General features: G+C 54.0%; 20 protein-coding genes and 1 tRNA gene. 8 read left to right on the forward strand and 13 right to left on the reverse strand.

Annotated features, from left to right (window positions below; genetic code table 11):
• Positions 1 to 40: 40 nt before the first annotated feature.
• From gbpA to arcA, 10 genes are all read right to left on the reverse strand, one after another.
• Positions 41 to 1,492, reverse strand: a complete 1,452-nt coding sequence (gene gbpA, locus ACSVHP_RS02815; protein ID WP_447550912.1) for an N-acetylglucosamine-binding protein GbpA — start codon at positions 1,490 to 1,492, stop codon at positions 41 to 43.
• 160 nt (positions 1,493 to 1,652) lie between these two features.
• The gene (gene ridA / locus ACSVHP_RS02820) at positions 1,653 to 2,039 is read right to left on the reverse strand and encodes a 2-iminobutanoate/2-iminopropanoate deaminase (RefSeq protein ID WP_234674611.1); all 387 of its coding nucleotides are present in this window, start codon (positions 2,037 to 2,039) and stop codon (positions 1,653 to 1,655) included.
• A 73-nt stretch (positions 2,040 to 2,112) separates the two neighbouring features.
• Positions 2,113 to 2,574, reverse strand: a complete 462-nt coding sequence (gene pyrI, locus ACSVHP_RS02825) for an aspartate carbamoyltransferase regulatory subunit (protein WP_003863370.1) — start codon at positions 2,572 to 2,574, stop codon at positions 2,113 to 2,115.
• A 12-nt stretch (positions 2,575 to 2,586) separates the two neighbouring features.
• A complete protein-coding gene (gene pyrB, locus ACSVHP_RS02830) occupies positions 2,587 to 3,519 on the reverse strand; it encodes an aspartate carbamoyltransferase (RefSeq protein WP_417314822.1) in 933 nt (310 codons plus the stop codon).
• Between the two features lie 34 nt (positions 3,520 to 3,553).
• Entirely contained in the window at positions 3,554 to 3,658 is a 105-nt protein-coding gene (locus ACSVHP_RS02835) for a pyrBI operon leader peptide (RefSeq protein ID WP_022646880.1), read from the reverse strand.
• A 100-nt stretch (positions 3,659 to 3,758) separates the two neighbouring features.
• Positions 3,759 to 4,235 (reverse strand): arginine repressor, encoded by a 477-nt coding sequence (locus ACSVHP_RS02840; protein ID WP_447551066.1) that lies wholly within the window; start codon positions 4,233 to 4,235, stop codon positions 3,759 to 3,761.
• 83 nt (positions 4,236 to 4,318) lie between these two features.
• Positions 4,319 to 5,722 (reverse strand): YfcC family protein, encoded by a 1,404-nt coding sequence (locus ACSVHP_RS02845; RefSeq protein ID WP_234674609.1) that lies wholly within the window; start codon positions 5,720 to 5,722, stop codon positions 4,319 to 4,321.
• A 47-nt stretch (positions 5,723 to 5,769) separates the two neighbouring features.
• Entirely contained in the window at positions 5,770 to 6,774 is a 1,005-nt protein-coding gene (gene argF, locus ACSVHP_RS02850) for an ornithine carbamoyltransferase (RefSeq protein ID WP_447550913.1), read from the reverse strand.
• 100 nt (positions 6,775 to 6,874) lie between these two features.
• A complete protein-coding gene (locus ACSVHP_RS02855; RefSeq protein WP_417314827.1) occupies positions 6,875 to 7,786 on the reverse strand; it encodes a carbamate kinase in 912 nt (303 codons plus the stop codon).
• A 10-nt stretch (positions 7,787 to 7,796) separates the two neighbouring features.
• Positions 7,797 to 9,017 carry an arginine deiminase gene (gene arcA, locus ACSVHP_RS02860; RefSeq protein ID WP_447550914.1) on the reverse strand — a complete coding sequence of 407 codons (1,221 nt, stop codon included), beginning with the start codon at positions 9,015 to 9,017 and terminating at the stop codon, positions 7,797 to 7,799.
• 676 nt (positions 9,018 to 9,693) lie between these two features.
• Between arcA and ACSVHP_RS02865 the strand changes: the two genes are divergently transcribed.
• On the forward strand, positions 9,694 to 10,149 hold the full coding sequence (locus ACSVHP_RS02865) for a YhcH/YjgK/YiaL family protein (protein ID WP_447550915.1): 456 nt from the start codon (positions 9,694 to 9,696) through the stop codon (positions 10,147 to 10,149).
• Between the two features lie 94 nt (positions 10,150 to 10,243).
• On the opposite strand, the gene argF (ACSVHP_RS02870) is transcribed toward ACSVHP_RS02865, so the two are convergent.
• Together argF (ACSVHP_RS02870) and argL are read right to left on the reverse strand one after the other, a co-directional pair.
• Positions 10,244 to 11,248 (reverse strand): ornithine carbamoyltransferase, encoded by a 1,005-nt coding sequence (argF, locus tag ACSVHP_RS02870; protein ID WP_447550916.1) that lies wholly within the window; start codon positions 11,246 to 11,248, stop codon positions 10,244 to 10,246.
• Complete coding sequence (gene argL / locus ACSVHP_RS02875; protein ID WP_234674603.1) at positions 11,218 to 11,313, reverse strand: putative translational regulatory protein ArgL; 96 nt, start codon at positions 11,311 to 11,313, stop codon at positions 11,218 to 11,220. The genes argF (ACSVHP_RS02870) and argL overlap by 31 nt, the downstream gene beginning before the upstream one ends.
• Positions 11,314 to 11,412: 99 nt before the next feature.
• Between argL and rraB the strand changes: the two genes are divergently transcribed.
• The 5 genes from rraB to ACSVHP_RS02900 all read left to right on the forward strand — a co-directional run bounded on the left by rraB (position 11,413) and on the right by ACSVHP_RS02900 (position 14,955).
• Entirely contained in the window at positions 11,413 to 11,838 is a 426-nt protein-coding gene (gene rraB, locus ACSVHP_RS02880) for a ribonuclease E inhibitor RraB (RefSeq protein WP_417313957.1), read from the forward strand.
• Between the two features lie 46 nt (positions 11,839 to 11,884).
• Positions 11,885 to 12,643 (forward strand): tRNA isopentenyl-2-thiomethyl-A-37 hydroxylase MiaE, encoded by a 759-nt coding sequence (gene miaE, locus ACSVHP_RS02885; RefSeq protein ID WP_447550917.1) that lies wholly within the window; start codon positions 11,885 to 11,887, stop codon positions 12,641 to 12,643.
• A gap of 30 nt (positions 12,644 to 12,673) precedes the next feature.
• Complete coding sequence (locus ACSVHP_RS02890; RefSeq protein WP_447550918.1) at positions 12,674 to 13,405, forward strand: topoisomerase II; 732 nt, start codon at positions 12,674 to 12,676, stop codon at positions 13,403 to 13,405.
• A 106-nt stretch (positions 13,406 to 13,511) separates the two neighbouring features.
• Positions 13,512 to 13,596 (forward strand) — tRNA-Leu (locus ACSVHP_RS02895).
• A 534-nt stretch (positions 13,597 to 14,130) separates the two neighbouring features.
• Positions 14,131 to 14,955: an AbiJ-NTD4 domain-containing protein gene (locus ACSVHP_RS02900; RefSeq protein ID WP_053275170.1), complete on the forward strand. Its 825-nt coding sequence runs from the start codon at positions 14,131 to 14,133 to the stop codon at positions 14,953 to 14,955.
• A 48-nt stretch (positions 14,956 to 15,003) separates the two neighbouring features.
• Here ACSVHP_RS02900 and ACSVHP_RS02905 read toward each other — a convergent pair whose 3' ends face one another.
• Positions 15,004 to 15,708 (reverse strand): hypothetical protein, encoded by a 705-nt coding sequence (locus ACSVHP_RS02905; protein WP_086812998.1) that lies wholly within the window; start codon positions 15,706 to 15,708, stop codon positions 15,004 to 15,006.
• A 365-nt stretch (positions 15,709 to 16,073) separates the two neighbouring features.
• Between ACSVHP_RS02905 and ACSVHP_RS02910 the strand changes: the two genes are divergently transcribed.
• Together ACSVHP_RS02910 and ACSVHP_RS02915 are read left to right on the forward strand one after the other, a co-directional pair.
• Positions 16,074 to 16,649 (forward strand): recombinase family protein, encoded by a 576-nt coding sequence (locus ACSVHP_RS02910; RefSeq protein ID WP_023277344.1) that lies wholly within the window; start codon positions 16,074 to 16,076, stop codon positions 16,647 to 16,649.
• A 1,426-nt stretch (positions 16,650 to 18,075) separates the two neighbouring features.
• Positions 18,076 to 19,965 carry a DEAD/DEAH box helicase gene (locus ACSVHP_RS02915; protein ID WP_447550919.1) on the forward strand — a complete coding sequence of 630 codons (1,890 nt, stop codon included), beginning with the start codon at positions 18,076 to 18,078 and terminating at the stop codon, positions 19,963 to 19,965.
• Position 19,966 lies beyond the last annotated feature (1 nt).

Genomic DNA, 19,966 nt, shown 5'->3' on the forward strand with positions numbered 1-19,966 from the left:
GTCCGGCAAATAAAAGGCCGCCGGGCATCACTTCGCTAACTTAGTTTTTCAGCGTCCACGCCATTGACCAATGGGAACCAACGCCTGGTTCGAACTGGTTAGCGCCAGCTGCGTACTGTACGCAGTAGCCGCTGTATGGCGCTTTCTTACACTGGTAAGTTTTGCCATCTTTAGGCTGGAACACAACGGTGCCTGATTTATAAGACGCGATGCTCTGCGGGAAGGTGTAATCGTATTTGCCGGTGGAGCCGCTTGAGGCCTCGTTTTCCAGCATCATATCGATAACGTCCTGAGCGAACAGGGTGCCGTCTTTGTTAGTCGCGTAGTATTTCAGCATGTGGTGACCGGCAGTCACGTTGGTCAGGTTCATGGTAACGTCCTGGTTGGCGTTATTCATGTCCTGCTTCACATAGCCTTTCTCTGCGCCAGCGTGGTTCATCACGCGTGCTTCCAGGTTAACATCGCCCATGGTGTTCACGTGGAAGGTCACGGTCGCATTGCCGTTCGCCACTTTGCTGAACTTAACGTTGGTGACAGCGATATCTTCGCTCACCTGAGTCTGCTGCTCTTCATAAGAGATAGCGACAGATTTCAGGGTGCTGCCGTCTTTCACGTACACGTTGTTCGCGCCGTGAACCGGGTTAACCACACCGCTTTCGTCTTTAACACCGACACGCACGTCGCTGTGAGCGGCGTTAATCGCCTGCGCCAGGTCGTAAGACCACTGGCTTGCGTTACCCTGGGAGGCAGACGCCACGGTCAGCTCGGTACGCATAGAGGTCACTTCGCCGTTAGCGTCGAAGAAGCGAGCAATAACTTTATCGCCAGCGTTAATATTGTTACCGGAGATCTGGCCGTTCAGGGTTTTAGTCCACTCAGAAACAACCACTGGCGTTTCATCAGGCGTAACGTTACCGCCGTTACCGAAATCAACGTCAATTGCCTGGTAGAAGCTGTTAGTGGTATCCGCAATTTCCCATACCGCGTAAATAACCTGGTAGCCAGTACGTTCTGGCACATTACAGGTCATTTGCTGACGCGCTGCTGGCGCCTGGCCATTTCCGTTAACGGTACAGAATGGGGTGGATTCAAATTGATCGCGAGTCAGCGGTTTATTTGGATTCCAGTCTTGCTTGGTAATATACCAGCGCCAGTTTACGGTTTTATGTGGGGCAGTGTGATACCAGGTAAAGGTATTTTTACCGGCAGTAATCGGGGTTTTCGTCCAGGCATTCAGGCTCTGTTTATCGAGCTGAGAATATTGGGAAATACCCGCTGAAGCCAGCTGGCCGTCCGGTGGCAGTGCACCGGTAGGGAAGCCGGATGTACGCTCAACGCTCTGCGGTTCATATTGAACGGTACCGCAATCGATATTTTTGCCGAGCTTACACATATACGCACGGCTGGCTGGAGATTCAACATAACCATGTGCTAAAGCCGATGAAGCAACCGTGAGTGTGGCAAGTGCCAGTGCAATTTTAGAAAGTTTCATTTTTAGTCCATTAGAGGGGGTTAGAAAACGCAGCGATTTTATTAATGGACCGGGATAAACGTCATCTAATGGACAGAGTAAAAATATTTAAAATAAATTACCTGATGATTTAATTAAAAAAAGGCAGCCGCTGGCTGCCTTTAATAATATAAAAAATGTATTAGCGACGAACGGCAATCGCTTCAATTTCAATTTTCACGTCTTTCGGCAGACGGGCCACTTCCACGCAAGAACGCGCCGGGAAAGTAGCGTTATGTTCGTTGAAGAACGCTTCGTAGGTGGCATTAACGGTGGCGAAGTCATTCAGGTCTTTCACGAAGACGGTGGTCTTCACGATATCGCCCACTTTCAGCCCGGCGGATTCCACGATAGCCTGCACGTTTTCCAGCGACTGACGCGCCTGTGCCGCGACGTCATCCGGCACTGCGCCGGTTTTCGGGTTCACCGGGATCTGGCCGGAAGTGATAATCATGCTTCCCAGATCAACGCCCTGAACGTATGGACCGATAGCGGCTGGTGCATTTTCCGTCGCGAGTACTTTGCTCATGTTTTCTCCAGAATTACAGCGTTAAGAATGTTCCCCGGCATTATAACAGCCGGGAATTCATTACCAACCTCAATTAGTTGGCCAGCACCACATAATGAGAAAACTCTTTTTCGCAGTATTTGCATTTGAGCGCGATGTCGTTGGCGCGTTTTTTCACTGCAAAGCTGGATGAAACCGGCTCGGCGTGGCTGATGCAGTTGCTGTTCGGGCAGACCAGCACGCTCTCAATGCGATCCGGCAGGCTCGGGCGGGATTTGCCCACCACGTCGTAATCGTCAATGCGGTTCACCGTGGCGTCCGGCGCGTACAGGGAGAGCTGGTTAACCTGCTCGTCGGTCAGGAAGGTGTTCTCGATTTTGATCAGGTCTTTGCGGCCCATCTCGCCGGACGGCAGGTTCAGGCCGATGGTGATGCGCTGGTCGGTTTCGGTCAGTTTGAACAGCGTCAGCAGCTTAAAGCCCACCTGCGCAGGGATGTGGTCAATCACGGTGCCACGCTTGATGGCTTCAACCTGAAGTTTATTATCGTGTGTCATTGTCGTTTCCCCTTACAGAGCTAATTCGCGATTCAAAACCAGTGCCAGTAACGCCTGGCGAGCGAAGATGCCGTTTCCGGCCTGCTGGAAGTACCAGGCGTGCGGCGTTTTATCCACGTCGGTGGCGATCTCATCGATGCGCGGCAGCGGGTGCAGCACCTTCATGTTGGCGCGCGCGCCTTCAAGGTCGCTGGCGCGCAGCACGAACTGCGCCTTCACATTGGCGTATTCGGACGGATCCAGACGCTCTTTCTGCACGCGGGTCATATAGAGAATATCCACCTGGCTCATCACCTCTTCGATGCTGGCGTGCAGGCTCCACTGAATGCCTTTCTCGTCCAGCATATCGAGGATGTACTGCGGCATCGCCAGCGCGTCCGGGGCGATAAAGTAGAAGCGGTTGCCGTTGAATTTCGCTAGCGCCTGGGTCAGCGAGTGGACGGTGCGGCCATATTTCAGGTCGCCGACCATCGCGATATGCAGGTTTTCCAGGCTGCCCTGGGTTTCCTGAATAGTGAACAGATCCAGCAGCGTCTGGGTTGGGTGCTGGTTCGCGCCGTCCCCGGCGTTAAGCACCGGAATACCGCCGGAGAACTCGGTCGCCAGGCGGGACGCGCCCTCCTGCGGGTGGCGCATCACAATCGCGTCCACGTAGGTGCTGATAACCGAAATGGTATCCGCCAGCGTTTCGCCTTTTTTACCCAGCGAGGTGTTGCTGCTGTCCGAGAAGCCCACCACGCTTGCCCCCAGGCGATGCATGGAGGTTTCAAAGGAGAGGCGCGTGCGGGTTGAGGCTTCGAAGAAACAGCTCGCAATGACCTTATGCTTGAGCAGCTCGGGTTGCGGATTCGCTTTCAGTTTTGCCGCGGTTTCCAGAACCAGTTCCAGCTCTTCGCGGCTGAGGTCGTTTATGGAAATGATGTGTTTTTGATAAAGCGGATTCATGTTTATCTCCTGACGCCGGGCAAAAAAAAGCCCCTCAAATGAGGGGCTCTGGGAATAGGTTGAGCAACGGGAAGAAAAACGGCAGGCCAGCGTCTGATTTCAGACGCGGTAGAACGTTATGTCGTACACGCTTGACCATGCTTCCTCCCGGCAAATTGTCGGGCATTATACGCACCCCGATGTTCGGATCAAGCGATTTAATGCACGCTTTACTCAATGCAAACGGTTCTTTATGAATATCAATTCATTTTAAGTAAATAATTAATGTGCTTATGCACCAGGGCGGTACGCTTCACCACGCGCGGCGCGACCCAGACAATACTGCTCCCGGCCACCACGCCTAAAATGTCCGGCAGCTGGTGATAATCCAGAATACGCGCCACCGCGCGGCCATATCCGGCGACGGTGTGGATAAGGATAAACTCGCTGTTATGCTCCACGCTGACCACCATTTCAGAAACGGTTCGCGCGGCGTCGGGGGCAGGGCGCAGTTGAGGATCCAGCGAATAAACCTTTAGTCCTTTGGCATTTCGAATTTTTATGACGCCGAGCATCCTGAGCAGGCGTGAAACGGTAGACTGGCTGATGGTGTCGAAGCCACGATCTTGCAGGTCGCGGCGGATCTCCTCCTGGGAGTGATAGCTCTTTTCTGCAATCAGGCGCTGGCAGACCCTGAGCTGGAGTTGCTCTTTTGGGGAGTATTCTTCGTAGTCCATCGTATTTCCCATATCAGTTCCCGAAATAACCGGCGGCACCGCACCCGCCCGTAGGCCGGGTAAGCGCAGCGCCACCCGGCACGTTACATAAGCGCGCCCAGGCTCAACGCCACCATAATCACCACCGTCAAAATGCCCAACAGCGGCGCAACCCACTTCAGATAACGCACGTAGGGAACGCGGGCAATCGCCAGCCCGCCCATGACCACCGCCGAGGTGGGCGTGACCAGGTTAACGATGCCGGAGGCGGACTGGTACGCGGTGACCACCAGGTCGCGGTTGACGTTAGCGAAATCGGCCAGCGGCGCCATGATCGGCATCGTCAGAACGGCCAGGCCGGATGAAGAAGGCACAAGAAACGACAACACCACCTCCAGCCAGTACATCACGTTGATGAACGCGACGGTCGGCAGCCCGCTCACCAGCCCCTCGGCGCTGTGCAAAATGGTGTGGGTAATCATGCCCTTATCCATGATCACGACGATACCGCGCGCGATGCCGATAATCAGCGCGACCCCCAGCAAATCCCGCGCGCCGTTGATAAAGGTCGAGGTCAGCTCCTCTTCGCTCATGCGGGCAATCAGGCCGACGATAATGGCGCTGGCGAGGAACACCGCCGAGATCTCCGCCATCCACCAGCCGAGCACCGCCACGCCGTAAATCATTACCGCAAAGGCGAGGGCGAAAATCACGAGAATGACCTTGCGCACCGGGGTAAATTCCAGCGACTGCTCGCCTTTATTGCCGAGGAAATGGGCGAGGTTCTCCTGCTGTTTATCCGCCACGATCGACAGGGAGGGATCTTTACGTACCCTGCGGGCGTAGCGCATCACCCACGCCACGCAGATTACCCAGCCAATCACCAGCAGCGCCACGCGCAGGGCGATGCCGTTGGTGAAGGGGATGCCCGCCGCGTTGGCGGCGATCACCGTGGCAAAGGGGTTGATGGTCGATCCGAGCGTGCCGATCCCTGCGCCGAGCAGCACCGTGGAGGCCGCCACCACCGGATCGAACCGGGCGGCCAGCATCACCGGCACCAGCAGGGTGTAAAACGGCAGCGACTCTTCCGCCATGCCGTAAATCGTGCCGCCTGCGGCAAACAGCGCCATCAGGATCGGGATCATCCACTCCTCACGACCGCGAAGGCGGGTGGTGACCCGCTCGATCCCCGCGTCGATCGCCCCGGTTTTGGTGACGATCCCCAGAAATCCGCCGATGATCAGGATAAAGAGCGCCACGTCGATCGCTCCGGCCTGCCCGGATTCCGGATCGTACAGCCCGGCAATCGGCGCCATTAGCACCGCCACCAGCCCCTGCGGATGCGCCGCGACGTGCGCATAGGTTCCGGCAACCGGCACTTCCTTGCCGAGCGCCTCGTTCATCGCCATGTGATACTGCCCGGCTGGCACAACCCACGTCAGCACGGCGACCACGGCAATCAGAAAAAAGAGAATGGTGTAAGCCGAAGGAAACTTGAACTTGCCCATGGTGTTCTCCTTAAAACCCGGCGCACGCGCGGCGCGCCGGGCGGGGGTTAGTCGCCGAGCGTCGCCACCATCACCGCTTTAATGGTGTGCATCCGGTTTTCCGCTTCATCGAAGACGATTGAGTTCGGGGATTCAAAGACCTCTTCGGTCACCTCCAGCCCCTTCAGCCCGTAGGCCATCTCGATTTCACGGCCCACTTTGGTGTGCTCGTTATGGAACGCGGGCAGGCAGTGCATGAACTTGACGTCCGGGTTGCCGGTGGCTTTCATCACCTCCGCGTTAATTTGATACGGCTTCATCAGGCTGACGCGCTCGGCCCAGGCCTCCTTCGGCTCGCCCATCGACACCCATACGTCGGTGTAGAGGAAATCGGCGCCGCGCACCCCTTCTTCCACGTCGTCCGTCAGGGTGATGCGCGCCCCGGTCTCTTTGGCGATGGCCCGGCACTGCTCCACCAGCCCCGCCTCCGGCCAGAAGGATTTCGGCGCCACGAGGCGAATATCCATCCCCATTTTGGCCGCGCCGACCATCAGGGAGTTGCCCATGTTGTTACGCGCGTCGCCAAGATAGGCGAAGCTCAGCTCCGGCAGGGTTTTGCCCGGCGAGTGCTCCAGCATGGTCATCAGGTCGGCGAGGATCTGCGTCGGGTGGAACTCGTCGGTCAGGCCGTTCCACACCGGGACGCCCGCGTACTCGCCCAGCTCCTCGACGATCGCCTGCCCGTAGCCGCGGTATTCGATGCCGTCGTACATGCGGCCCAACACGCGGGCGGTGTCTTTCATCGACTCTTTATGGCCGATCTGCGATCCGCTTGGGCCGAGATAGGTGACCTGCGCCCCCTGGTCAAACGCGCCCACTTCAAAGGCGCAGCGGGTGCGGGTGGAGGTTTTCTCGAAGATCAGGGCGATGTTTTTGCCGACCAGCGTTTGCTTTTCGCGCCCGGCCTTTTTGGCCGCTTTCAGTTCGATAGCGAGGTCGATCAGGTACTGGATCTCCGTCGGGGTGTAGTCCAGCAGTTTGAGGAAGTTGCGGTTTTTCAGGTTAATGGTCATGTAGGAAATCCTTTTTAAATTGTTTGCTGTCTGATGCCCTCACCCCGGCGTTATATTCCCTCTCCCTCTGGGAGAGGGTTAGGGTGAGGGGATAATGGGATTAGTTGCGAATCAACGTACCTTTCTCGCCCGCCAGAATGTCCGGCCCGTCGGCCAGCGCGCCGATCCCGGCAATCCCCCCGCAGGCTTCAACAAACTCACGGCAGGCGGTCACCTTCGGCCCCATCGATCCGGCGTCAAACTGCATCTCTTTGAGCAGCTCCGGCGTCACCTGCGCCAGCGGGCGCTGGGTCGGCTTGCCCCAGTCGAGATACACCGCGTCGGCATCGGTCAAAATCAGCAGGGCGTCGGCCTCAATCTGGCGCGCCAGCAGCGCCGCCGAGAGGTCTTTGTCGATCACCGCCTCAATGCCGTGATAGCCGTTGCCGTTCTCCACCACCGGCACGCCGCCGCCGCCGTTGCAAATCACCAGATGGTCGCGCTGGATCAGCGCCGTAATCGCGTCGCTCTCCACGATGCGTTTAGGCTGCGGGGAGGGCACCACGCGGCGGACGTAGCGGCCGTCGGCCTTAAAGGTCCAGCCCTTTTCCGCATGTAGTGCGCTGGCCTGCTCCTCGCTGTAGACCGGGCCGATGTACTTGGTGGGATTACCGAACGCCGGGTCGGCAGGGTCCACTTCGACCTGCGTCAGCAGCACGCTCACTTCGCGCTGGGGCAGCGCGTTTTTAAGCGCCTGCTGGAGCATGTAGCCGATCATTCCCTGGCTTTCGGCGCCGAGGACGTCGAGCGGATAGGGCGTCACCTTGTCGTAGGCGCTGTTTTGCAGCGCCAGCAGCCCGACCTGCGGCCCGTTGCCGTGAACCAGCACCACGCGCCACTGCTCCGTTAAGCCCGCGATGGTGCGGGCGGCTAATGCGATGTTCTGGCGCTGGATCTCCGCTTCTAGCGGTTCGCCGCGTTTGAGCAGCGCGTTCCCGCCGAGGGCCACAACCAGAGTGGGTTTTCGTTCCATGATGGCTCCTTTAAATTCCGTCACGTTCCAGCGGGCAGCTCATGCAGCGCGCGCCGCCGCGACCGCGTCCCAGCTCGTCGCCGGGGATCGGCAGTACGGTAATGCCCGCCTTGTCGTACTTCTCGTTGGTCCAGACGTTGCGCTCGTAGCCAATCACCACGCCGGGGCGGACGGTCAGCACGTTGTTGGCGTCGTTCCACTGCTCGCGTTCGGCCTCAAAGGCATCGCCCCCGGTGGTGATCAGGCGCACCTGGTTAATGCCGAGCGCTTTTTCGATGGCGTGGAGCAGGTCGGTTTCCTGGGTGCGCAGCAGGCCGCCGCGTCCGTCCGGGGTGAGCGTCCAGCACTGGGCGTCTTTGCGCACCACTTCCGGGTAGACGGAGAAGGTGTCGACGTCGATGTGGGTCATCACGGTGTCGAGGTGCATACAGGAGCGGTGTTTAGGCAGCTCAACCGCAATCACCCGCTCGGCCTGGCGGTGTTTGAACAGGCTGTTGGCGAGGAACTCCACCCCCTGCGGCGTGGTGCGTTCAGAGAGGCCGATTAATACCGCCCCGCGTCCAATCACTAATACGTCGCCGCCCTCTAAGGTCGCGTGGTCATAATTAATATTCTCGTCGCCGAAATACTTAATAAAATCGCCGTCGGCGAATGCCGGGTGCCAGCGATAAATCGCGCGAAGATTATTGGTTTCACGCTGACGGGCAGGTTTCGCCATTGGGTTAATCGATACGCCGTTATAAATCCAGCACGAGGTATCGCGGGTAAATAAATGGTTGGGCAGCGGCTTCATAATAAAATCATTTGCCGTGTGGGTATCCACAACCATATTTTTAATCGCGGCGGGAATTTCACCGTAGGTTAATCCGCCGCTTAAACGCCGCGCCAGTTCACGGTGCGGCATATCCGCCAGCCAGCCGCGAACGTCCCCGGCAAAGGTTGGCCCGAGGCGATAATCGGAGATTTGCGTATCCAGCAGCCAGGATTTTGCCTCTGCAATATCAAGGGCTTGTGTCAAAAGGTCGGTTAACAGCAGGACTTCCACACCCTGCTCGCGCAGCGTGTTTGCGAACACATCATGTTCCTCACCCGCACGTTCAACCGACAGCACGTCGTCAAATAACAGCTCCTGACAATTCGACGGGGTTAAGCGTTTTAAGCTGAGATTGGGGCGATGCAGCATCACGCTGCGCAATTGACCAATTTCAGAACCGACGTAATGCTTTTCCATAATTATTCCTTTAACTGTTTTTTCAGAATAAACAGGGCCGGGTCATGTATTTTTAATTAATGACATGACGGTGTAGCTCAATTGATTTCACGGCTTATAGTAGGCGGCTTGCTATTTGATATTGTGATGTTGCTCACGCGGAAACGGGATATTTAGCGTTTCTTTTAATATGCATGATGCGTATCAGATAATGATTAATTAGCTATTTCCGGGCAGTGAATAACTACGCGCCGTTCTTTGCGTTTATTTGTGGTTGTTATTATTTTGTAGAATGTAATGTTTGGAAATATAAATTTAAGTAATTGATATTTAATGGTTTTTATTAATGAAGGGAATGGCTATGCAAAAAACAGAATTAATTATTTTTGACTTAACGGAAATCAACAAATAATTAGTGGATAGTTGCGCAGATAAATAAAAGAGCAAAACGTGAGGTGGGAAGGAGTTTTGTGATTAGCTTTTGGTAATCAGCACGTTAACGCAGCGTCGTGAAATTCATTCGCTGAGGTTATGCATAACCGCTGCATAATTGCCTGTCAGCGCTTAACAGATAATTAACAGGTTTTCCGATAAACATGCGCTGACGCAAATCTCCTGGAAAAAGTGGTGGTATGGCAGTGGGAATTCTCGTATAAAAGATAAAAATGAAACAGCGTTTTACAATAAGGATTGAATCATGATCGCAGGCAACATTCACCATCTCCAGTCCTGGCTGCCGGAAGAGCTGCGCCAGGCGATTGAACACGTTAAGGCGCACGTTACCGACGCCACCCCGCTCGGTAAACACGATATCGACGGCAACCGCCTGTTTTATCTGGTGTCCGAAGACACGACCCAGCCGTTTGCAGAGCGCCGCGCCGAATATCATGCGCGCTATCTGGATATTCAAATCATTATGAAGGGCCAGGAGGGGATGACCTTCAGCACCCTGCCGCACGGCACGCCGGACACCGACTGGCTGGCGGACAAAGACATCGCGTTCCTGCCGGAAGGCGAGCAGGAGAAAACCGTGGTGCTGAGCGAAGGCGATTTCGTGGTGTTTTATCCAGGGGAAGTGCACAAGCCGCTGTGCGCGGTGGGGGCGCCAGCGAAGGTGCGTAAAGTGGTTGTGAAAATGCTGGTAGCAAGGTAAAAGCAAAAACGACAACCTTGTTGTCGTTTTTTAGTGTTTTCCCCCTCTCCCCGTGGGAGAGGGCCGGGGGTGAGGGCACCAGACCGCAGAGGAATCACCCCCCAAGCGTCGCCACCATCACCGCCTTAATCGTATGCATCCGGTTTTCCGCCTGATCGAACACGATGCTCGCCGCCGACTCAAACACCTCGTCCGTCACCTCCATCCCGCCGTGCAGATCGAACTCCTTCGCCATCTGCTTGCCGAGCGTGGTCTGGTCGTCATGAAACGCGGGCAGGCAGTGCAGGAACTTCACGTCTGGGTTGCCGGTCAGCGCCATCATCTGCGCGTTCACCTGATACCCGCGCAGAAGCGCGATCCGCTCCGCCCACTTCTCTTTGGCTTCGCCCATCGACACCCACACGTCGGTATAGATAAAGTCCGCGCCCTTCACGCCCGCCGCCACGTCTTCCGTCAGGGTGATTTTCCCGCCGGTTTTCTGCGCCAGCGCGCTGCACTCCGCCACCAGGCTCTCTTCCGGCCAGCAGGCTTTCGGCGCCACCAGACGCAGATCCAGCCCGGTCAGCGCCGCCGCTTCCAGCATCGAGTTGCCCATGTTATTGCGCGCATCGCCCGCGTAAACCAGCGTCATCTCGTTGAGGGCTTTGCCCGGCAGATGCTCCTGCATGGTCAGCAGGTCGGCTAACAGCTGCGTCGGGTGGAACTCGTTGGTCAGCCCGTTCCACACCGGCACGCCCGCATATTCTGCCAGCGTTTCAACCACTTCCTGCCCGTGGCCGCGATACTGAATGCCGTCATACATCCGTCCCAGCACGCGCGCGGTGTCCTTAATTGACTCTTTATGCCCAATCTGGCTGCCGCTCGGCCCTAAGTAAGTGACGCGCGCGCCCTGGTCAAATGCGGCAACTTCGAAAGAGCATCGTGTACGGGTTGAGTCTTTTTCGAAGATGAGCGCGATGTTTTTACCGGTAAGCTTTTGTACTTCCTTGCCATTTTTCTTATCCGCTTTAAGCTGTGCGGCGAGGGACAGCAGAGAGGTGAGCTGTGCAGGGGTGAAATCGAGCAGTTTCAAAAAGTGTTTTTTATATAAATCGGACATTTTATCCTCGCATGGCTAGTGCCATTTATTGAATTAAAATTCAATTTATATGTGTAATTATTCATTTGCAACCCCGTTTCACAAATCTTTCTTACAAAGGTGGAGGCAAACACGTCCGTGTGTGAAAATAGAAGTATCTGCCGCACTTTAAAGAGGAATGAGCCATGGCAAACCCGGAACTACTGGAAGAGCAACGCGAAGAAACGCGTCTGATTATTGAGGAACTGCTGGACGACGGCAGCGATCCGGACGCGCTGTACACCATCGAGCACCATTTCTCTGCCGACGATTTCGAAGCGCTGGAAAAGCTGGCGGTTGAAGCCTTCAAGCTGGGTTACGAAGTGACCGAGCCGGAAGAGCTGGAAGTGGAAGAGGGCGACACCGTCATCTGCTGCGATATTCTGAGCGAAGGCGCGCTGAAGGCAGAGCTGATCGACGCACAGGTCGAACAGCTGATGAACCTGGCCGAGAAGTTTGAAGTGGAATACGACGGCTGGGGAACCTACTTCGAAGATCCGAACGGTGAAGACGGCGAAGAAGGCGACGACGAAGACTACATCGACGAAGACGACGACGGCGTGCGTCACTAAGCGTTTCAGGCGGTGGCGCGCGCCACCGCTTTTTCAAGGCAGAAAAATGGACTACCCGCAGATACTGGCCCCCGTACTCAGTTTCCTCCAGTGCCCGACCCCGCAAGCATGGATAGATAAAGCCCGCGACCCGGCTAACCTGCCGCTGCTGCTCACTGACCACATGGTGTGCGAGCTCAAAGCCGCGCAGACCGCGCTCCTGCTGGTGCGTAAATACGTCGCCGATGAAAGCGGTGCCGACGCGCTGCTTGAGTGGCTCAAACCTTACGAACAGTTCACCTTCCGCGATGGCCCGGAGCCGGACTTTGTCGCCCTGCACAAGCAGATTGGCAAAAGCGTGATGCCGAAAACCGACGACCCGTGGGGACAGGCGCTTATCGACAGCATGGTGCTGCTGATAAAAGAGGAGCTGCACCACTTCTGGCAGGTGCGCGAGGCGATGCTGGCGCGCGATATCCCGTACGTCAAAATCACCGCCAGCCGCTACGCCAAAGGGATGCTCAAGGAAGTGCGTACTCACGAACCCCTGACGCTGATCGACAAGCTTATCTGCGGCGCCTACATCGAAGCCCGCTCCTGCGAGCGCTTCGCCGCGCTGGCGCCGTTCCTCGACGACGATTTGCAGAAGTTCTATCTTTCGCTGCTGCGCTCGGAAGCGCGGCATTATCAGGACTATCTGACACTTGCCCAACAGGTCAGCGACAAGGATATCTCATCCCGGATAAAGCTTTTTGGCGAAATTGAAGCCACACTTATCTCAACACCGGATAACGAGTTTCGCTTTCACAGCGGCGTGCCGGTGTAAACCGGCATAGCTAAAGGATAAGGATGCGAGATGAATAAAACGTGGATCCGTATTGTCGTTGTCGTCGTTCTGGCCGCTGTCGTGGCGTTCTGGGTCTATTTCGACAAACAGCGCCAGCAGCAAAACCCCGAACAGCAGATTGATACCACCCTCAACGCGATGCCCGCCTGGCAGGTGCTGAAAGAGCAAGAGCCTGCGATGCAAAAGCGTATTCGCGACCAGATAGTCACCATGCAAAAAGCCGGTGAGCCCGAGCAGCACATCATCGACGTGATACAGCCGCAGATCCTCAGCCTGCAAATGGCGCGCCTGCAAAACGCGCCCGACGCCAACGTGGTGGATTATATGAAGGCCAACATGGAGCAGACCGCCGCCATTCAGAAGGTGAGCGACGACGCCTGTTTCCGTTTTCTCTATCCCGGCGTGAAGGGCGGCGTAAACCCGATGCGCGTGCTGGATAAAGCGCTGTTGCAGCGTCGACTGCACGCCGATGCCGACATGATGCGCGCGGCCTACGGCAAAAACCGCCACACCGTCACCCCGGCCGAGCGCGAGGCCGCCGTAAACGACGTGCGCCCAATTATGAAATCGCTGGCGGATAAATACGGCGAGGACATCCAGCTGCTGCAAATGCCGGAGAAGGCGGTGGGCAAAGAGAAGCTCTCCTGCGATATGGTGCAGGACATGTGGGCGAAAGTGCTTAAGCTGCCGGAAGACAAGGCGGCAGGCGTGATACGCCTGGCGGTGTCGGAGCTGGACTAACGGCTTACGCTGGTTTTTTGGACACTTAGCGCAGGTTTAGCGCGTCGCTGCTTGCATGGCGGCGCGCGACAGGTATAATCCACAACGTTTCCGCATCCCCTTCAGTGCCGAAGTGGCGAAATCGGTAGACGCAGTTGATTCAAAATCAACCGTAGAAATACGTGCCGGTTCGAGTCCGGCCTTCGGCACCAAGTCACTAAATTCCTTACAATACAGCTAGTTAGACAATGAAATCTGTCTCTTTTGCCTGTAAGAAATGCTCTGTTATGTCCCTTGAAAAAGCCGCTGTGGTTGATAGTGGTAATTGGGATGTTAACTCATAGCGGCGTGTAGTTCCAAGCGTCAAACACGTACTGACTCAACTTGAAAGCTATGACGTAGCCACCGTCTCTAAACAATCCCAAAAACTTTTAGTGAAGCGCATTTTAGCCCGATGCCCCCGTTCTGTCGCCGTCGCGAGACGCCGCAGGGGATAAACAGGTTTATGGTGGTCACGGTACTTGCAGACCATATGCAAGCTCTGCCAGCGGTTCGGCCTCGCTCCCTTTGGGTACATGGTCATCCTGATAAGCCTCACTAACTGACATAACCCTGATGAAGTCGCCAGAGGCTTCGCTTGTTGTCTTACCACCAACGGGGCTTTATGGCTTCTATTGCTTAATATATGATTGTATCAAACGCAGATTACTTAATTTGAACGCGCATAACAAACAGGCAGGGGAAGTATGATAAAGCCATTTTCTGTGAGGTATGGTCATGTGAATGTTAGAGAGTATGTCCAGTTGAATGATCTCAATTCTGATACACGCATAGCATTGTGGAACTGCTTATATCTTTTCTTTTGGACTAACAATCGTCAAACTGGTTTAGCAACAAAATGTGCGCAGTCTGTGTGGATATATTATTTAAACCAACCTGCTGATAATATCCCTCGATATGATGGTGGATACAAAGGTGATAAGACATTGCTGAGCGCTATCCGAGGTTATATATATGGAGAAGAGTGGTATTTGGTATATGATTTAATCGAGTTCATCATCGAAAGAACTAATTCATATATTGATCTATCGAAGCATCTCAATTCCGTCTTTAGAAAGCATGGTGTCGGATATACGTTAATCAATGGTTGTATTACTCCTATTTCAAATGATGATGAAATTGAAAGTGTTCAGAATGCAGTTGATAATGGTACTGATTCATCGCGTAGCCATTTCGAAAGAGCGTTACAACTAATGACGGATAGAGAGCAGCCAGACTACAGAAACTCTATTAAAGAGTCTATCTCTGCAATTGAATCATTATGCAGAAAAATTACGGGTAATGATAAAGGGACTTTGGGGGCTTGTCTTAAAACCATAGAGGAAAAAGGATATATACATTCTGCAATGAAAGGCGCTTTTAGTCAGCTCTATGGTTATACAAGTGATCAGGGTGGAATACGTCATGCGCTAACGGAAGAAGATGTCAATCCTACCTTAGCCGAAGCTAAATTTATGTTAGTCACATGCAGTGCGTTTAGTAATTACCTGCTGGCAAAAATAAGTAATTAATTACAAGTTTATAGTTAAGAGTGGGTTAGTTACCCACTCCCTCTCAAATTATTCACCAGACTCTAATCTTTTAGCTCTTTTCTCATCCCGCCTTTTTATTGCCAAATCGTGTTGCTCTTGCATAAACTTGCGTTCTTCGTTTCTATCGCTTGAAGTATATACGTCTGCTCTTACTTTCTTGGCTCCTTGGGAAATTGGTCTCCAGTCTTCTCTAATCTTTTTCACCTGCTCGGCTATCTGTGTCATTGGACTCCTTGCCCCTAAGTAGCTAACCCCCTCGAAAGAGGCCATATCATAAGAATACTCATTCCGCTCTCTTTCAGTTGAGTCCGGCTGTTTCGACCAACTAATACTGATGGAATAAACTTGATCTTTGATCTGTTCATACTTGCAAAGATTGCTGTTGAGAGAATGTCCGTTTTTCAATACGCTAACCTTGCTAAATGGTATGCCTCTATTTTTTCTATGTTCTGCATTTACCAGTGGGGGATTAAATTCGACTTCAATATTATAGGCTGGAGCATTTCCGGTATTAGCTATATTGATATCAAAATAAAAAGCAGCCCACGAATTTGGTTCGAGAGTCACAACTACATGAGGTTGAACTGATGCGTCAACCATCCTTTTTGTCTCGTCTGCTAACAGCCTCGTTACTCTCCACAAGAAAAATGTAGCAACTGCTGTTAGCAATGCTGCAAAAGCGGAGATAAGTGTGCTTATTGTGTTTATATGCTTTGCAATAAACTCGATCATGAGTTGTCCTTGAGGTGGCGTGCTAATTGCTTTCAAGAATAAAATAGCGCCCGGCTTGAAAAATTGCACGCTTATGGTTGGCCCTCCCTCAACTCTATAGCTCGCCCGCGCCCCCGTGCGCATGTGCGTGCCCGCGCGTCAGGGGTCGCTGAGAAAACCCTAAGATTTTGCTCATCCGAGACAACCGTTGCAGGCGCGTGTTGCCGGGGGCACACTGCTAGTGTTTGATGGTGTCATCAATCGTTCGATTCTTGCTACCTGCCTGAGTGATTACTATCTGGTGTCATCAATTTAGGGTTTGACTAAATGCTACCACCAATGCAATGATGCTACCGTTTTGTGATACCAGACGGGTGAGGTGAACCATGAGGACTTTTATCTACTGCCGCGTTTCAACACGCGAGCAGGATACGCAGAATCAGGTGCTGGCTATTGAGCGTGCCGGGTACACGGTGCCTGAGAGCAGGGTAATCAGCGAGGACATTTCCGGCAGCGTTCAGGCTATGCAGCGCCCTAAGTTTCGGGCGATGGTTGAGCATAAGCTGGAAGCGGGAGATCAGCTTGTCGTGCTGAAACTGGACAGGCTGGGGCGCGACAACATCGACGTGCAACAGACCATCGACATGCTGTTAGAACGCGGCGTGAAGGTGGTGTCTCTTGACCTGCCAGCGCGTGATCTGACTTCATCTGAGGGCAAGCTAATCCGCCAGATGTTTGGAGCCTTTGCTGAGTTCGAGCGAAACCGTATCCGTGAGAGGACGCTGGACGGGCTGGAGAAGGCGAAAGCCAATGGCGTTAAGCTGGGACGCAAGGAAGCCACCGACACCACTCAAAAGGTGCAGGAGCTGCGGAGTGAGGGGCTGTCTCAATCGAAGGTAGCGAAGCGTCTCGGCGTTAGCGTGAGCACCGTTAAACGCCACTGGAACAAGGGCGAGGGGTGATGACCTACAGCCAAATGAGGTGCCAGCACTGGCTCTTACTGGGCTGTGGGTGATGGGTGACCTACAGCTTTTGTATTGATTTCAGTGGGTTATGTTATGCGTAATGTCATAACGATATGATTTATAATGTATTTTCGTGTTACTTGCGGCTCTCGATGTGAAGAGGTGGCGGGGCTTTAGCCGTGCCAGACGATGAACATCGAGATCAGATTGTGAATGTGATTTATCACTGAACAATTCGAGGGATGGGGCAGGGGAAGGGATCAAAGGCTGTGTTGTCCAATCACTAAGCTAGATTAGAAGCTGGTCAACACGTTAGTAGTATCTTTAAAGTTGTATTTGAAATACATGTACAAAAAAGGGTTCTTCCCTTACATCCCTTCTCCTAAATGTAGTTACGAGTGCTTCGCTCTCTTCACTTGCTGCGCTTCTCGCTATGCTCCAGCCCGCTCCATCGCCTTTGGCTCATTCCCGGTCTTCGCCCGCTGCTGATGCTCGGCCACTCTACGCAACCGTGCTTGCCGTGGCAGGCAACGCGGCGGGGAGGTGTAGTGGGACGGTACTCTGTATCGGTATTACTTAAACAGATAATTGCTGGGATAGAAATGATTATTGAAATAGAAGAAAGGATTGAATTATTACAGGGAAGTATAAATAGAAAATACTAATCCAGATAAATATTAAAAGTATTATTCAGCTTGGTAATTGTTCTAACTGTTATACAGCGTATCTCCGTTCGTACCGCTCAATCACTCATCGTTTTCGATGACAAGTCATCTCATACTCTTCGTTCTTCGCCGACTGGCTTATCGTTCGCTACGCTCACTGCCAGTCGCTCACTCCGATACAACTTCTTAAAACCATTATACAAATAGCTGTCAAGAAAATTAAAGCTGATAATTCCGATCAATTTTAATTTATTGATCTGTGAAATTTATAAGTAATAAAGATAACCGTTTAACTAACTGTATTTATTAATGAAATTTAAAGGTGTCTAATAAGAAGGACAGATACCATAAAACGCCTACAAATCCACACTTGAGTAGCCTACATCGCATTCTCAGCTTAACCCCCTGCCACTGTGGGTTGTAGCTCGGTTTGCTGATGAGGGTCAGTATATTGGGGCTACCCACCACGGATAGCGCCGCTGACAATGAAAGCTACTAAATTGGGGAAAGGCTACCACTGAAACGGGATACGACCGTCACAAGCTGTGGCCGAAAGCCTGCCTACGGCCTGACCCTCGGCAATGCCCGCCGCTCCTGCGTTTAGTCCAGATCGCCGGAAGAAAGCATCTACAGTAGAGAAACAGAACCCCGACGCCATTGCAATGATGGTAACTACTAAGAAGGACAGACTGCCACACTCTCGGCGTTTCCATCCTACGCCCCATTCTAAACTCACCTTAATTTCTGGAGATTTCACCATGCCAACGAATCTACGCCGCCTGCTTGCGCAGGCTGCCGACGCTGACCCGCTCAATACTGCGGATGCAGATGTACAGCAAATGATCGCTGACGGGATTGTTATTCGACGTTCCAAGATATGCCCCGTAAAGCGTAAACCCGTTAAGGCGGCATACAACACAAAGACCGAAGAGTTTTATTACAATGCAGATGGCTCCGCGATGACCTTGCGGGAGTGGCGAACGCTGCACGGTGTTCAACCGAAGAAGCAAAAGCAGCGCTCTGACACGGGGTTGCGGCAAGTCATCCAGCCGGGCGACGCAATCCACTGCCGTCGCGCTGAGATTGAGCAATGGCTTAATAAGAAGCCCGTTCGTTATGTTGAACCACTGCCGCCAGATTTTCCCGGCGTTCGCGTTGACGATGCCGCATTGAAACCGCGCGAGCACGCCATCCCGGAAGCGACCACAGGGCAAAACGCCTTTCTCAAAGCCTGTCGTGAGTTTCTGATTTGCGATGACGCCACCCTGAAAAGAATCAACCGGGGCATGAGTCAGCTGGAAGCGATGCGCCATGCTGACTTTACGCGAATGGGTGACAGCCCGGCTTTCCGTCAGTTGTGGTGCGGTGAGCTGAAACCCACGGATGATAATTTCAATACGCTGAATCTGCATTGTGACGTTGGGGGCGCTGGCCTGCCGCCATCCATCCCGCCGCTGGTTACAGCACCGTACAGGTTCCGCGAGCTGGAGCAATGCAACCGCCCGGCGTTTGTGCCATTGCCGCCGCCAGATGGTGGCGACTGGCGACCCGGCCAGCAGGACGTAGCCGCCGCTGTGTTTGCCCGTGACCGCGATATGTTGGCCGTGCTGCCAACTGGGTACGGCAAGACGGCTGCGTTCACCTATGCCCTGCAATTCGAGTCTGACGCGGGTGACGGTCTGACCGTTATTGTTGTGCCGACGAACACCATCAAGCAGCAGGTGTTACAGCAGTTAAGGGAGGCTGGCGTTCACGCGGTGGCTTTTGGCGATAAGCTACCGAAGCGGCGTAATGCGCAGCAACTTGCGGGGGTGGCTGCTGGCGCTTTCCGCGTCGCTGTCGTTTCGCCGGAGCATCTGGTGCCGGGTAGTCAGGTACTGGCTGCGCTGATGGCCGTTGGTGTGGCCAGATTTATCATCGACGAAGTTCACACCGTGGACGACTGGGAGTTCCGCGCCGCTTTCCCCGCGATGAAGCACACCCTGCAAAATGCCTTTCCTGATGCGCAGCGGTGTGCATTCACCGCGACCCTGCCAAAAGGGGATGAGGCTGACCTGATGAAAGAGTTGGGTTGTCGTGGCGGGCTCCTCACCTTTCGGGCTGACGTTTCAAGAGAGAATATCCAGTTGATTCCTGTCCGGCAATGTGCAATTCAGCGCCGGGCTGCTGTTGGTCTGGTCGATGCCCTCCCGGTGGATGAAAAGACGCTGGTTATGGTGGACAGTATCAAGATGCTTTACGCGTACCTCGACGAGCTGGGAAGCCGCGCCCGGCCTTATCATTCCGACACCCGCCGTCTGAGCCGTGACCAGCGTCACGCTAACGCTGAGTGGTTTGCCACTACGCCCGGCGCTGTTCTGGTGGCGACCAAAGCCTTTGGCCTCGGTGCTGATATCCCTGACGTGCGTAACGTAATCGTCACTTATGTACCCGAAGACTTGGCCGACCTCGTTCAGATGGTCGGGCGTGCTGGTCGCGATGGCGAGCCAGCCCGCGCGTTTCTGCTCTGGTCATCGTTGGCGCTGTACGGCGATCCAATCACTTATGACGCCGATTCTGCCCCGGTGCCGTCTGGTGTGCCTGATGAGCTTGCTTATTTCTACCGCCCTGAAAACTGCAACTGGCAGTACATCGCTAAATACCTCTGAG

The organism is Enterobacter sp. 186315, from assembly GCF_053290175.1.